This window comes from Flavobacterium sp., from assembly GCF_035456085.1.
In the GTDB taxonomy this organism is placed as follows: domain Bacteria; phylum Bacteroidota; class Bacteroidia; order Flavobacteriales; family Flavobacteriaceae; genus Flavobacterium.
The window spans coordinates 1-13,848 of record NZ_DATIDY010000228.1; the positions used below are offsets into that span (position 1 = coordinate 1).

Consider the following 13,848-nt stretch of genomic DNA (forward strand, 5'->3'; position numbering starts at 1 on the left):
CAAATGCTGTTACTTTCTTTAATCAAACGGAAAAAGCAGAACCCAAAAACACGTTGTATTACAGAGCATTAGCCTACATTGCAGGAATAGAATATCAGCAAAAGCATTATACAAAATCCAATTATCTCTACAGTCAGGTTTTTGACAAATGCCCGGCATTGCGAGTAGTTTCGGCCTATTGTTTTCACCCTCAAGGAGAAAAAGACTGGAAACAGTCCTTGACAATGGCTAAAAAAGAGGATGAAAAAGCTGCTCTTTGGGCTATTCAAGGGTATTATAACGACGAAGAAAAAGCTATTGCCGAGATTTATAAACTGCAACCCAAAAACCAGCATATCGATTATTTATTGACTCGTTTAATCAATAATCAGGAAAATAAAATCGACAGGTCCTTCAAAGACAAAACCGTTCTTGATAACAAAAAGACCACCAAAGACAGTATCCGAAAATCGACTATCAGTCTGGTAACCAAAATTGCGGAGTCTGATAAAACCGCAAAACCTTACTTATGGAGAATAGCCGCAGGATATCTGGAAACTTTAAATGGAAATTTCAAACAAGCCGACAAAAATTTTGATGAAGCCGAAAGCAAAATGCCAAAAACCGATTTGGCAACCAGTCATTTGCGATTATTGCGATTTGTAAATAATCTTAGCAAAATAAATCAGCTAAATTCGGAAAATGAAAAGACGATTCTTGCCGATTTGTCTTGGTTATACTTAGAATTGCCCAAAAAACCAATTGAAAATTTCCGATATCAAAATGCTACTTCATGGAGTCAAAATTATCTGGCGGCTTTGTATCGTTCACAAAAAAATACTGTTATGGCAGAGGTTTTTAATCATGAGAGTAGTTTCTATGACAATGAAAAACAACTTCTCGACATGAAAGCATTTTTGTCAAAAGAAAACAAAACCGAAATCGAGAAAATAGGAGCTGCAATTTATTCCATAAAATTAGGTGACATAAATTATTTTGAAGGCGTACAGGCTACTTTTCAAAACAAAATTCCTGAAGCAATTGCCTTTTTCAAGCAAGCAGGAGGACTCGAAAACACCGTTTTTTACGGGAATCCATTCCTAGGCAACATCAAGGATTGTCACGATTGTGACCATCAGGCCCCTCAAAAAAAGAAATACACCATGATGGATTTTCTTACCATTATCCAAAAAATGCAGGATAATGTAAACAAACAAGTCGATGTTTATAACAACAGTCTTTTGCTTGGAAATGCCTTTTATAATATCACTCATTTTGGGAACGGCCGCCTATTTCATGAAGGAAATATTGCAGGGCAAGGTAGTACCCCGGATTTTTTCAGAGAACCCATTCGGGTTATGATTACCAACTGTTCTTTGGCCAAAGCCTACTATCAAAAAGCTTTTTCTGCTGCAAAAAATAACGAACAAAGAGCCAAGACACAATATTTAATTGCCAAGTGCGAACGTAACGATTATTACAACAAAAAATACTATTCGCTCAATTTGTCACCATGGGATATTCAGGATGACCAGGTCAATTTTATAGCTTGGGCAGGATTCAAGAATTTAAAAGCCAATTATTCTAAAACCAAATATTATAAGGAAGTTATTAATGAATGTGGGTATTTTAGAACCTACGTGCGAAAATAATTATTGAGCTTATTTGGTTGTGTCTTCATTGAGGAAAAAACAAAAGTATCCGGAAGAAGACAGTAAGTATTTTGTTGTTTTTTTGCCGTCCTGTTTTGTCATTCCGGAGGAATCTCACGCTAGTTATTCACTTTGCATAGATTCTCCAGAACGACAAAATTGGGTAAAAACACCTAAACAGATTGAAAAAACAACTATTAATCAAGTTTATATTGTTAGTGCAAATTTTCATCACGAATGTGCCATCGCCATGCAAACAATACTAATTTTTGCACCCGGAATTTTTAGTAATGCTTTCGAGCAGGCTTCAAGAGTGGCTCCGGTTGTTAGTACATCATCAACCAGCAGAAAATGTTTATTACTGCATTCTGCCCCAAAAGTGACATCAAAAACAGTTTCGATTCCTTCCATTCTTCCCAAAAGGTTTTTCTTGGACTGGGTTTTAGAATATACTTTCCGTTTCAAAATAGATTCATTCAAAGGAATTTTTAAATTCTCTGACAATGCCTGTCCAAAATTTGTAACCTGATTATAACCTCTTTCTTTTAGTCGTTTTTTATGCAAAGGAACCGGAATTATGACGTCAGCATTCTTCAAAACTTCACAATTTTCTAAATCAGATGCATACCATTCGCCCAAAAAAGTCCCAATTTCCTCATGCCCTTTGTATTTGAGGCTATGAATCATTTCTTGAACCATTCCCTTTTTATGGAAATATAAAAATGTCGAAACATACTCTACGGGAACTCTTCCGTAAAATTTCTTGAAAGCTTCATTTTCTGTGTTTAAATGATGATTCGTCAAAGGCAATTCATGGCGACAAACGGTACAGATTACAGATTCATTACTACCCATAAATGATTTACAGCCAGCGCAAACTTTCGGAAAAAATAAATTAATCAAGGAATTAAGCATAGAAAAATTGATTTATTTATAAAAATAACAAAAACACCATTTCTAATTCCATTTTTTTCTTTTTTTAAACTCACTTTTTATATTTTTGCACCACTATGGCAAAACAAGAAGATATATTTAAAAATGTCATTTCGCATGCAAAAGAATACGGATTTATTTTTCCGTCAAGCGAAGTGTACGATGGTTTAAGTGCGGTATATGATTACGCACAAAACGGAGTAGAATTAAAAAAGAACATACGCGAATATTGGTGGAAGTCGATGGTTCAAATGAACGAAAATATCGTTGGATTGGACGCTGCAATTTTAATGCACCCAACGACTTGGAAAGCTTCAGGTCACGTAGATGCTTTCAACGATCCATTGATAGACAATAAAGATTCCAAAAGAAGATACAGAGCCGATGTTTTGATTGAAGAATATGCTGAGAAGCTAAATCAAAAAGCAATCAAAGAAATCGAAAAAGCTAAAGTTCGTTTTGGTGATGCTTTCAATGAACAAGAATTTGTAACCACAAACGCAAGAGTTGTGGAATACAAAGCAAAAGAAAGAGAAATTCTGGAAAGAATGGCTCGCTCTCTTGGTAATGAAGATTTAGATGATGTAAAAGCATTAATCGAAGAATTAGAAATTGCGTGCCCAGAATCAGGTTCTAGAAATTGGACTGAAGTGCGTCAATTCAACTTGATGTTCGGTACCAAATTAGGAGCTTCTGCAGATACAGCAATGGATTTATATTTGCGTCCAGAAACCGCTCAGGGGATTTTTGTTAACTTCTTGAATGTTCAAAAATCGGGAAGAATGAAAGTTCCCTTTGGAATCGCTCAAACAGGAAAAGCGTTCAGAAATGAAATCGTTGCAAGACAATTCATTTTCCGCATGCGTGAGTTTGAACAAATGGAAATGCAATTTTTTGTACGTCCAGGTGAAGAAATGCAATGGTACGAACATTGGAAAAACACCCGTCTGAAATGGCATTTATCACTAGGTTTAGGAAAAGAAAAATATCGTTTTCACGATCATGAAAAATTGGCACACTATGCAAATGCTGCAGCTGATATTGAGTTCGATTTCCCATTTGGCTTTAAGGAATTAGAAGGAATTCACTCAAGAACAGATTTTGACTTAAAAGCGCACGAACAATATTCAGGTAGAAAATTGCAATATTTTGATGCTGAATTGAATCAAAATTATGTTCCTTATGTAGTAGAAACTTCTGTTGGTTTGGATAGAATGTTCTTGGCTATTTTCTCTACTTCGTTAAAAGAAGAAACATTAGAAGATGGTTCAACAAGAACAGTTCTAAAATTACCAGCGGTTTTAGCACCAACAAAAGCAGCAGTTTTACCATTAGTTAAAAAAGATGGTCTACCAGAAATTTCTAAAAAAATCATTGAAGATTTAAAATGGGATTTTAATGTTTCATATGATGAGAAAGACGCTGTTGGGAGACGTTACAGAAGACAAGATGCTTTGGGAACTCCTTTCTGTATTACTGTTGATCATCAAACCATAGAAGATCAAACGGTAACGATTCGTCATAGAGACACCATGAAACAAGATCGTGTTGCAATTGCTGACTTGAAATCAATTATTGAAAATGAGGTTGCGATGAAAAATTGGTTGATGAAAATGTAAAACAGTTTTAAATATTATAAAAGCTTCTCGTATGAGAAGCTTTTTTTTTGCTTTAAATTTAAAAATAGAATTGTTTGGTATAGGATTGTTTTACAGTGTTTTAATGTTTTTGAATGTCATAAATTGAATTTTATTGATTTATTCCAAAAAAAGAATAACTTTGAGAGTTTTCATTTAATTAGGCCCCCTAATTATCAAATCTTTTGAGATAATTGTTTTTAACAGAAAACTTATATTAAAATAAATAGTAATTTTAAAATTAAGTCCTCAAATGAATTATACCTATATTATAATAGACGACGATCCGGAAAGCGTTTTGAAAACAAAAGCAATTGCCAGTGAATTTTGCGAATTAAATTTCCTTGCTTCTGCTAACAATTATTCAGATGGAGTCAATCTTATTCTGAAACACATGCCAAGGCTGATATTTTTAGAGATAGATCCTAAAGACAAAAGCAGTAATTTATCGCTGCAGTTAATCAACGGATTATTGATGTATTTAAAAGAGTTACCCAAAATTGTTATTACAACCAATAAAAAAGATTTTGCTTTCGATTGTATTAAATATGAAGTTACAGATTATTTGTTAAAACCATTGTTAGTCATTGATTTTGTAAAATTGATTCATAAATTAAATAAAATAAGTACAGAAGATGAGGTGCTTCTTGTTCAGAATCCTAATCCAAAGGAAAAACAAAATACAGGAAAGACCGATTATAAAAACGGAAAAAAATCCTTCATCTTATGTGTTAAATCTTATGGTGATCACCGCTATCTTGATTCGGATGATATTTGCTATTTTCAGGCAGATAATAATTCGACCGATATTCATCTAAAAAATGGTGAGATGATTACAGCGTTCAAAACCCTGAAACATTTTGAAACCGTTCTGACAAATCCATTTATTAGAATACATAATAGTTATATTGTAAATCGAAATTATATTTCCAGAATTCACACAGGAAACTCTCTCTGTTACATTAAAAAAACGACTATAAAACTTCCTTTTTCTAAGTCTTACAAAACAAATATAGATTTTATAATAAGTGAGTTTGCAAATGAAAATTATATTGAAACTTAAAAAAAACGGGCATTCTCTCGAATTTGATATGCATTCACTATCAAACGAATGCCATTGACTATAAACGACTCTTTTTGAATTGTTTATTAAGGCTTACTGTTTAGTTTTACAAAAGAATTCCAACGCAAATGGAATCATAAAACGTAAAAAAATAACAATAACATAAGCCTTTAAATCATGAAAAAAGCTCTTTTAACATTCGGATTATTTACATTAGTATTAGCATCAACTTCTTTCGCTACACCTACAAGCTCAACTTCTCCAATTGCTGACAATGCAGTTATAACAACTTTAAATATTGATGGAGGACAATCCTCTGGAGGGAACAGAAAATTAGATTATAATGGAGAAAATTCTAAAATCAACAATACAATTACTAGTATCGATGGAGGGCAATCATCAGGGGGTAATAGAAAATTAGATTAAGATTTTTAAAATATATATAAAAGGCTATCAAATATTGGTAGCCTTTTTTTATGTTAAAAGATTTAGTATTTTTGAAACAATTCAAATTTTACTATTGAAAAAAAAGCACATCATATTATTGTTTCTTTTGATGTTTTTTATTGCTTGTACCAATAAAAAAGAATCAAAACAAAAAGATACATCCGCAGCAGATAGTCTATCTACCTACTTATCATTGGCTAATGATGTTCAGCTACCTCTTCAATTCAAGCAAAAGTATAATCGAAAAGCTTTTGATATAATTATCACTCAAAAAGACGATTCCATCAATAAAGTTAATCTTTTTAAAATAGCCAATCGTTATTATAATATGAATGATTGGAAAGGATACTTTGAAATTTCTAAATTAATTTTGCAACGTTCAAAAAAAAGTAAAGATACAGTCAATACGGCAAAAGCATATATTTATTTAGGGGATTACTATAGTAGAAAATCAATTTCTGATAGTGCGTTTTATTGTTATTATAAAGCAGAAAAATTATACCTCCATCTTAATGATTATTACAATTTAGCAAAGACACAGATTAGTAAAGCCAACTTACAGTTTACAGAAAATGAATATTTTGATAGTGAAATAGGGGTTTTCAAAGCTTTACGAAATATAAAACAAATACAGGCAAATGATTTATTATATGATTCCTATAATCTTTTAGGAATTTTATATAATGAGCGTGATGAATATGAAAAAGCTTTAGAATTTCACAACAAAGCATTGTCTATTATAAAAAATAAATCTTTGCCACCAGAGTATCAATCCAAAGCCACTTCTTTAAACAATATTGGTTATGTGTATTTAAACCTAAAAGATTATAACCAAGCTCGAAACTACTTCGCTGAAGGATTAAAACAAGAAAATCTTTTTGAAAATAAACCATCATTATATGCTATGTTATTAGATAATTTGGCTTATTCCAAACTCAAAAGTAACGATATAGATAGTTTACCAGATCTTTTTTATAAATCACTTAAAATCAGAGATAGTTTGCATCTTACTTCAGGGATCATTATCAATAAAATCCATTTGTCCGAATATTTTTATTATAGAAAAGATACATTAAAAGCTTTCCAATATGCTAAGCAAGCACTTAATTTATCGCGTAGTACGAACCGACTGCGCAGTATTCTGGAAGTACTCAAACAAATTGGGATTGTAGATCCTAAAAATGCTTCGATTTATTCTAATGAATATATTCTAATCAATGATCAGTTACAAAAAGCTGAACGTAAAATGGGCGAGAAATTTTCAAGAATTGAATATGAAACAGATGAAATTAAAGTAGAAAACACTAACCTGGAAGGTCAAAATAAGAAACTTTTGTTAATATTTTCAATTTTTGTTATTCTGGCAGTGTTGTTGTATACTATTAAAAATCAAAAAGTTAAACAAAGAGAGTTGTTATTTAAACAACAACAACAACAAGCTAATGCCGAGATTTATAATTTATTAATTAATCAACAAAATACTATTGAAATTAATAATATAAAAGAGAAAAAAAGGGTAGCACGAGAATTGCATGATGGCGTACTTGGACGAATGTTTGGAGTACGAATAAATCTTGAAGGTCTAAACAAAATTAAAGATGATTCCGGAGTAGAATTGCGATTAAATTATTTGAATGAATTAAAAAATATAGAACAGGATATCAGAGAAATATCGCATAATTTAAACAGAGAAAAATCGGAATTAATTAATAACTTCGTTGCCATTGTTACCAATTTATTTGAAGAACAGAAAAAAACATATCCGACAAAATTTCTAGCCCATATAGATCCTGCTATAAAATGGGATTCAATTGATAATATTGTAAAAATCAATATTTACCGTATTCTTCAAGAGTCACTCCAAAACTGTAACAAATATGCTAATGCCTCAAAGATAAAAGTTGAATTCAAAAAACAAAATGATAATTTAGTATTAAAAGTCAGTGATGATGGTATTGGTTATAATATTAATAGAGCGAAAAAAGGAATAGGCCTCCAGAATATAAAAACAAGAACAACGGAGTGCGAAGGAACTCTTGAGATTAAATCAAATAAAGGCGAAGGAACTTCAATTATAATAGTAATTCCAATCAACAAAAACACAAAACCTACAACGTAATGGCAATTGATTTAAATGAAGAAAGATTGATAAATAAAAATATTTTGATTGTTGATGATCATCCTTTTATAATTGATGGGTACAAAAATGCAATTACACGTTACAAACCAGATCTTTATAAATATACATTTACTCAAGGTAAAGATTGTGAAACAGGTTATAAAATAGTTACAGACCCAAAGACTTCTCCTTTTGATGTTGCTTTTTTAGATATTAGTATGCCAGTATATGAAGAAAAAGGCATACAATCTGGTGAAGATTTAGCAAAAGTAATTATGGAATACATGCCGAATTGCAAAATAATTTTGCTAACCATGTATACCGAATTGCTCAAACTAAAAAATATAATAGATACTATAAATCCTGCTGGATTGGTTATCAAAAATGATTTAACTTTTGATGAATTGCTTTTTGGTTTTGACATAATTTTGAAAAACGAAATTTATTATAGCCATTCGGTTATCAAAATGGCAAATCAAAACAATAACGATATGGACGGAATTGATCAGTTTGACAAATTAATTTTGTTTCATATTTCGAAAGGAACAAAAACAAAAGATATTCCCCAATACATTCCAATATCCTTACATGCTATTGAATCCAGAAAAGAAAATCTTAAAGTATTGTTTAAAATAAAAGATGGAAGCGATATTGATTTAATCCGAGAAGCTAAAAATTGTGGAATTATATTTTAACAAACGAATCATAAACAAAAAAACGATACTGCTGAGGTATCGTTTTTTATTTAATATTTCCAAATAAATTATTCGCTTATCGCATCCCAACCTCTCGCTTTCAAAGGGATTTTAGTGTTGGCGCGAGTTATCAAATGTATTCCTTCACTTTCTTGTGTCATATGACCAATAATGGTAAAATTTGGATTTCCTTTAATTTTGTCAAAATCCTGTATCGAAATGGTAAACAGCAATTCATAATCTTCACCTCCATTGATCGCTACAGTAGTACTATCGATATTAAACTCTTCGCAAGTTGAAATAAATTGAGGATCGATAGGCAGTTTATCTTCATACAAATTACAACCAACTCCAGATTGCTTACACAAATGCATAATCTCCGAAGATAAGCCATCAGAAATGTCAATCATTGCTGTTGGGTTGATTTCCAATGCGTGTAATAGCGTTCGAACATCTGTACGGGCTTCTGGTTTTAATTGTCTTTCAATTAAATAAGTATAAGCGTCTAAATCTGGTTGTGAATTAGGGTTTACCTTAAAAACCTGTTTCTCTCTTTCTAAAACTTGCAATCCCATATAAGCAGCTCCAATATCTCCAGTAACTACCAATAAATCGGTTTGTTTGGCTCCGTTTCTATATACGATTTCGTTTTCATCGGCTTCGCCAAAAGCAGTAATGCTGATGATTAAACCTTTTTGAGAAGAAGTAGTGTCACCTCCAATTACATCTATTTTATATTCCTTAGCAGCTCGTTCAATTCCTTCATATAATTCTTCCAAAGCTTCTAATGGAAAACGATTAGATACCGCTATAGAAACTGTGATTTGCGTTGGTTTGGCGTTCATCGCACAAATATCAGATACATTCACAACAACTGATTTGTATCCTAAATGTTTTAAAGGCACATAAGCCAAATCAAAATGCACACCTTCAATCAATAAATCGGTAGAAACCACTACTTTTTTTTCTTTGAAATCCAATACAGCAGCATCATCACCAATTCCTTTTAGTGTGGAAGACTGTGTGATTTCAAAGTTTTTGGTCAAATGGTCTATTAAGCCAAATTCTCCCAGTTGGGCTATGCTGGTGCGTTGCGGGTTTTTATCTTCAATCATGATTATTGTGAGGAATGAGATAGAGAAGCACTGCTGTGCGTCTCTTCATTATTATTGATTTTACAAAATTTTAAGATTGCAAATATACAAAGAAATTTTCGCCTTCAATTCGATGCATTTTGATCATTTTTTTGCATCTTTAATATTCTAAACTTCACAAAATGAGCACATACGATATAGTTACTCTTACAGTAAATCCAGCTTTGGACAAAAGCACCCATTTTAAAGGTTTAATTGCCGAACAAAAAATACGCTGTTCAGAACCTCGTTTTGATGCAGGTGGTGGCGGAATAAATGTTTCCAAAGCTATTTCGCGATTAGGCGGCAGTTCATTGGCTGTATTCACATCGGGTGGGCCTTTGGGAAAAATGTTAGAAGAACTAGTTTCCAAAGAGTCCATCGCCTTTCAAGCCATCCCCATTCAAACTTGGACTAGGGAAAGTTTTGTCGCAGTAGATGACAACACCAATTCTCAGTACCGTTTTGGTTTTACCGGAGGAGAAGTCACCGATGAGGAAGAGCTAGTTGTACTGGAAGCCATCGACAAGTTAAAACCAAAATTTTTGGTTGGCAGCGGTAGCCTAAGCGAAGGTATATCATCGGATTTCTATCAAAAGGTAGCCGAAATTGCTAAAAAATCTAATTCAAAATTAATTGTCGACACTTCAGGGGAAGCTTTGCAAAAAGTATTGGAAACTGGAGCTTATTTAATCAAACCCAATGTTGGAGAATTGGCTAAATTAATCGGTGTTGAACGGTTGGAAATGGAAGAAGTCAATGAAGCCGCCAAACAAATAATTGCTAAAGGTGGCGCCGAAATTGTTGTTGTTTCCCTCGGTCCACAAGGAGCTGTTTTGGTTACCAAAGACAGTTATGAGTTTGTTCCAGCCCCGAATGTAGCCAAAAGAAGTACCGTTGGTGCAGGTGATAGTATGGTGGGCGGAATGGTTTGGGCACTTTCGCAAAATAAAAGTCTGAAAGAAGTAATACGGTGGGGAGTTGCCTGCGGATCGGCAGCGACGATGAACGAAGGAACCCAATTGTTTAAAGGTGAAGATGCTCAACGATTATTTGATTGGCTGAGGGGTAAATAAATATTGTATAAATACGTTTTGTAATGTGTAGAGGCGCACTGCAGTGCGCCTCTACACATTCGTATTACAAAAATAAAAAAACAAAAAACCTGATTATTTTTTACGTCATCAGGTTTTGTCTTTCTTCTTTGCTCTTTTTTCTATCCTCTAGAAAAAATAAAATCCTACTGACAAACTGTTGTCACCAGCCCAATATAATTTTGAAGTATTAAATAAAAAACTTTAAAATTATGAAAACACTAACAGCACAAGTTATCACCCCAGAAGATTTACTTAAACATTGGCAAGGACATCGTGCCTTAACACGTCGCGTGATTGAATTGTTTCCTGATAAAGATTTTTTTGAATTTTCAATTGGCGGCATGAGACCTTTTTCAAAACTAGTCGATGAACTTCTAGCAATTGGATCTCCCGCGCTTAAAGGGATTGTAAATCGAGAAATTAAGCCTTATAATCCAGAAGAAGGAAAATTAATTTTCAAAGCGCAATATCTCGAAAAATGGGATGAAGCTACAGTAGAAATTAATGAAAATTGGCAAAAATTAACGATCGAAGATTTTAACGAATCCTTTAATTTATTTGGGCAATATGAGTTTCCTATCATTCACAATATTTTCTATTTTATTGATAATGAAGTTCATCATCGCGGTCAGGGATATGTGTATTTGAGAGCTTTAGGAATTGAACCTCCATTTTTCTGGGAAAGATAAATTATTAAAAGCTCTTAAGATGAATTTCATTTTAGGAGCTTTTTTCTAGAATACGTTGCTTGTTTAATTCCAATAATTCCAAAATTCTTGTTTTTAAACTTTCAGGTTCTAATATGGTGGCATAATCGCCAAACATCAAGTACCAACGTGAAAAACCTTCCAGAGAATCATTTGACATAAAAGTCATTTCGATTTTATCATCAACTTCCTGTTCCGAAACAAAGCCGTGATATTTCCTTTCGTATGCTAAATAATGAGCTATTTTTTTGTCAATGAGAATTCTGATTTTGGTAGTCGAAACAGTTTTGTTTTTATTCAGATAAGTTTCCAATGAATTATGTTCTAATGAAAAAGGAACTTGTGTTTTTTTGATTTCATGAATACGATCAGCGCGGAACTGTCTGTAATCTTTGCGTAAATGACAATATCCTAAAAAATACCAATTGTTATTATCATGAAAAACACCAACAGGTTCAATATGTCGTACCGTAATTCCGTCCGACTGAATCGCTTCATACGAAAGAATAACTTGTGTTTTTTCGGCAATACTTTCAAATAGAGTTGCTAAAGTATTTGGCGATTTATCATTAAAAAGCTTTCCAGAAGATTGCATCAAGATACTAGATTCAATACTCGAAACCCAATCTTTATCATCGCTCCTTAGAACCGCTTTCAATTTATACATCGCCGATGCATAATGATTCCCCAAAGTTGCATCGGTAAATTTCTGCATTAATTTTTCGGCTGCAATAAAACTACTGGCTTCTTCTCGGGTAAACATCACAGGTGGTAAACGGTAGCCATCCATTAGAGCATAACCTACACCAGCTTCACTGTAAATAGGAACTCCTGAAGCTTCCAATGTGCGAATGTCACGGTAAATAGTTCGTAAACTCACGTCGAAACGATCGGCCAATTCCTGTGCTTTTACAATCTTTTTGGATTGCAATTGAATAAGAATAGCAACAATTCGGTCAAATCGTTTTGGGGTTTCGTCCATTTTTGAAGTTTTTCTGAGTTTGAAAGGCTCTAAGTTACTAAGTTTAAGGATATCTGAAATTGAATTAAAAACAAAAAACCTGACAATTTTCATCATCAGGTTTTCTCTTTCTTCTTTGCTCTTTCTTCTATTATCTAAAAAAGACCAATTATTCTTTGGATTGTCTAATTTTCAAGTAAAATCAAATCTAATTCTTCAATCTTATTGAATCCTTTATCCGAAGTTATCAAAGGAATTTGAAAAATAATGCACGTTGAGGCAATTATCGCATCGGGCAATTTAATGTTATGTTTTTGTTTAAGTTTTATATCTTCATTAAAGTTAAAAACAAAACTATCCTTTAATAATTCTTTTAATAATTTTTCGTCGTTTTCAGAAATGTTTTTATGACCCAATAACTCTATTTCTGAAATAAAAGAAATACCAAAATTATAATTCAAAAACGGCTCAATAAAAGATTTTCCTTCGTGTAGATAAATTAAAAAATTAGTGTCAGCTAAAAAATCAATCTTCATTTTTTCTAATTTCCAATTGATATTCTAAACCGTCTATGTTTCTTTTTAATTTGCCAAAATGTTTTGACAAATTTCCTTCCGAATCAGATTTCTCATTCTTTTTCAAAAGATTATCAATGTCTTTTTTAGTCTCTTTCTTTTTAATGATCAGAACCATACCTAGTATTTTTTTATAAAGTTATAAAATTTAATCACCTCAAATAAAAAAACCTGATAATTTTCATCATCAGGTTTGTATATCAAATCGTGTAGAGACGTTGCACTGCAACGTCTCTACCGCAATGTGTTAATCATTCAATTTCAAAACAGCCATAAACGCTTCTTGCGGAATCTCAACGTTTCCTACTTGGCGCATACGTTTTTTACCTTTTTTCTGTTTTTCCAATAATTTACGTTTACGAGAAATATCTCCACCGTAACATTTGGCAGTAACGTCTTTACGTAAAGCTTTAATCGTTTCGCGGGCAATGATTTTAGCACCAATCGCCGCCTGAATCGGAATATCAAACTGTTGTCTCGGAATCAACTCACGCAATTTCTCGGTCATTTTTTTACCAATGTTGTAAGCGTTGCTTTCGTGGATTAGAGCTGATAGTGCATCCACCTGATTAGCGTTCAATAATACATCCAATTTAACCAATTTAGAAGTACGCATTCCAATAGGCGAATAATCAAACGAAGCATAACCTTTGGAAACCGTTTTCAATCGGTCGTAAAAATCAAATACAATTTCGGCCAATGGCATATCAAAATTCAATTCCACTCTTTCCGTGGTCAAATAAGTTTGATTGGTAATTACACCACGTTTTTCGATACACAAACTCATTACGTTACCCACAAAATCAGCTTTGGTAATAATAGTTGCTTTGATAAAAGGCTCTTCAACACG

13 protein-coding genes and 1 pseudogene are annotated in these 13,848 nt (G+C 32.7%); 8 read left to right on the top strand and 6 right to left on the bottom strand.

Annotated features, from left to right (window positions below):
- Positions 1–1,631 (top strand): hypothetical protein (locus VLC96_RS16955; protein ID WP_325264824.1); only part of this gene is annotated, 1,631 nt, incomplete at its 5' end.
- A 231-nt stretch (positions 1,632–1,862) separates the two neighbouring features.
- On the opposite strand, the gene VLC96_RS16960 is transcribed toward VLC96_RS16955, so the two are convergent.
- A complete protein-coding gene (locus tag VLC96_RS16960) occupies positions 1,863–2,546 on the bottom strand; it encodes a ComF family protein (RefSeq protein WP_325264826.1) in 684 nt (227 codons plus the stop codon).
- A gap of 95 nt (positions 2,547–2,641) precedes the next feature.
- On the opposite strand from VLC96_RS16960, the gene VLC96_RS16965 reads away from it, so the two are divergent.
- The 5 genes from VLC96_RS16965 (at position 2,642) to VLC96_RS16985 (ending at position 8,525) form a co-directional block, all read left to right on the top strand.
- Entirely contained in the window at positions 2,642–4,183 is a 1,542-nt protein-coding gene (locus VLC96_RS16965; protein ID WP_325264828.1) for a glycine--tRNA ligase, read from the top strand.
- A 271-nt stretch (positions 4,184–4,454) separates the two neighbouring features.
- Complete coding sequence (locus VLC96_RS16970; protein WP_325264831.1) at positions 4,455–5,264, top strand: LytR/AlgR family response regulator transcription factor; 810 nt, start codon at positions 4,455–4,457, stop codon at positions 5,262–5,264.
- 177 nt (positions 5,265–5,441) lie between these two features.
- Positions 5,442–5,690 (top strand): hypothetical protein, encoded by a 249-nt coding sequence (locus VLC96_RS16975; protein ID WP_325264832.1) that lies wholly within the window; start codon positions 5,442–5,444, stop codon positions 5,688–5,690.
- A gap of 94 nt (positions 5,691–5,784) precedes the next feature.
- Positions 5,785–7,830 (top strand): ATP-binding protein, encoded by a 2,046-nt coding sequence (locus tag VLC96_RS16980; RefSeq protein ID WP_325264834.1) that lies wholly within the window; start codon positions 5,785–5,787, stop codon positions 7,828–7,830.
- Positions 7,830–8,525, top strand: a complete 696-nt coding sequence (locus VLC96_RS16985) for a response regulator (RefSeq protein ID WP_325264836.1) — start codon at positions 7,830–7,832, stop codon at positions 8,523–8,525. Before VLC96_RS16980 ends, VLC96_RS16985 begins: the two co-directional genes overlap by 1 nt.
- 68 nt (positions 8,526–8,593) lie before the next feature.
- Here the strand turns inward: VLC96_RS16985 and thiL are convergent, their stop codons facing one another.
- Complete coding sequence (gene thiL, locus VLC96_RS16990; RefSeq protein WP_325264837.1) at positions 8,594–9,640, bottom strand: thiamine-phosphate kinase; 1,047 nt, start codon at positions 9,638–9,640, stop codon at positions 8,594–8,596.
- 161 nt (positions 9,641–9,801) lie between these two features.
- On the opposite strand from thiL, the gene VLC96_RS16995 reads away from it, so the two are divergent.
- Positions 9,802–10,734 (top strand): 1-phosphofructokinase family hexose kinase, encoded by a 933-nt coding sequence (locus tag VLC96_RS16995; RefSeq protein ID WP_325264839.1) that lies wholly within the window; start codon positions 9,802–9,804, stop codon positions 10,732–10,734.
- 230 nt (positions 10,735–10,964) lie between these two features.
- Positions 10,965–11,444, top strand: coding sequence for a DinB family protein (locus VLC96_RS17000; protein WP_325264840.1), 480 nt, complete (start codon positions 10,965–10,967; stop codon positions 11,442–11,444).
- Between the two features lie 31 nt (positions 11,445–11,475).
- Here VLC96_RS17000 and VLC96_RS17005 read toward each other — a convergent pair whose 3' ends face one another.
- The 4 genes and pseudogenes from VLC96_RS17005 to VLC96_RS17020 all read right to left on the bottom strand — a co-directional run.
- Complete coding sequence (locus VLC96_RS17005) at positions 11,476–12,444, bottom strand: helix-turn-helix transcriptional regulator (RefSeq protein WP_325264842.1); 969 nt, start codon at positions 12,442–12,444, stop codon at positions 11,476–11,478.
- A gap of 164 nt (positions 12,445–12,608) precedes the next feature.
- Complete coding sequence (locus tag VLC96_RS17010) at positions 12,609–12,959, bottom strand: PIN domain-containing protein (protein WP_325264844.1); 351 nt, start codon at positions 12,957–12,959, stop codon at positions 12,609–12,611.
- Complete coding sequence (locus VLC96_RS17015) at positions 12,949–13,116, bottom strand: hypothetical protein (protein ID WP_325264845.1); 168 nt, start codon at positions 13,114–13,116, stop codon at positions 12,949–12,951. Before VLC96_RS17015 ends, VLC96_RS17010 begins: the two co-directional genes overlap by 11 nt.
- 129 nt (positions 13,117–13,245) lie before the next feature.
- Positions 13,246–13,848, bottom strand: a pseudogene (locus VLC96_RS17020) (elongation factor 4); the annotation flags it as partial.

Bases quoted from the DNA above. Each gene is read 5' to 3' on its own strand.
- VLC96_RS16960 (WP_325264826.1), bottom strand. From the start codon at position 2,546: ATGCTTAATTCCTTGATTAATTTATTTTTTCCGAAAGTTTGCGCTGGC.
- VLC96_RS16965 (WP_325264828.1), top strand. From the start codon at position 2,642: ATGGCAAAACAAGAAGATATATTTAAAAATGTCATTTCGCATGCAAAA.
- VLC96_RS16970 (WP_325264831.1), top strand. From the start codon at position 4,455: ATGAATTATACCTATATTATAATAGACGACGATCCGGAAAGCGTTTTG.
- VLC96_RS16975 (WP_325264832.1), top strand. From the start codon at position 5,442: ATGAAAAAAGCTCTTTTAACATTCGGATTATTTACATTAGTATTAGCA.
- VLC96_RS16985 (WP_325264836.1), top strand. From the start codon at position 7,830: ATGGCAATTGATTTAAATGAAGAAAGATTGATAAATAAAAATATTTTG.
- thiL (WP_325264837.1), bottom strand. From the start codon at position 9,640: ATGATTGAAGATAAAAACCCGCAACGCACCAGCATAGCCCAACTGGGA.
- VLC96_RS16995 (WP_325264839.1), top strand. From the start codon at position 9,802: ATGAGCACATACGATATAGTTACTCTTACAGTAAATCCAGCTTTGGAC.
- VLC96_RS17000 (WP_325264840.1), top strand. From the start codon at position 10,965: ATGAAAACACTAACAGCACAAGTTATCACCCCAGAAGATTTACTTAAA.
- VLC96_RS17005 (WP_325264842.1), bottom strand. From the start codon at position 12,444: ATGGACGAAACCCCAAAACGATTTGACCGAATTGTTGCTATTCTTATT.
- VLC96_RS17010 (WP_325264844.1), bottom strand. From the start codon at position 12,959: ATGAAGATTGATTTTTTAGCTGACACTAATTTTTTAATTTATCTACAC.
- VLC96_RS17015 (WP_325264845.1), bottom strand. From the start codon at position 13,116: ATGGTTCTGATCATTAAAAAGAAAGAGACTAAAAAAGACATTGATAAT.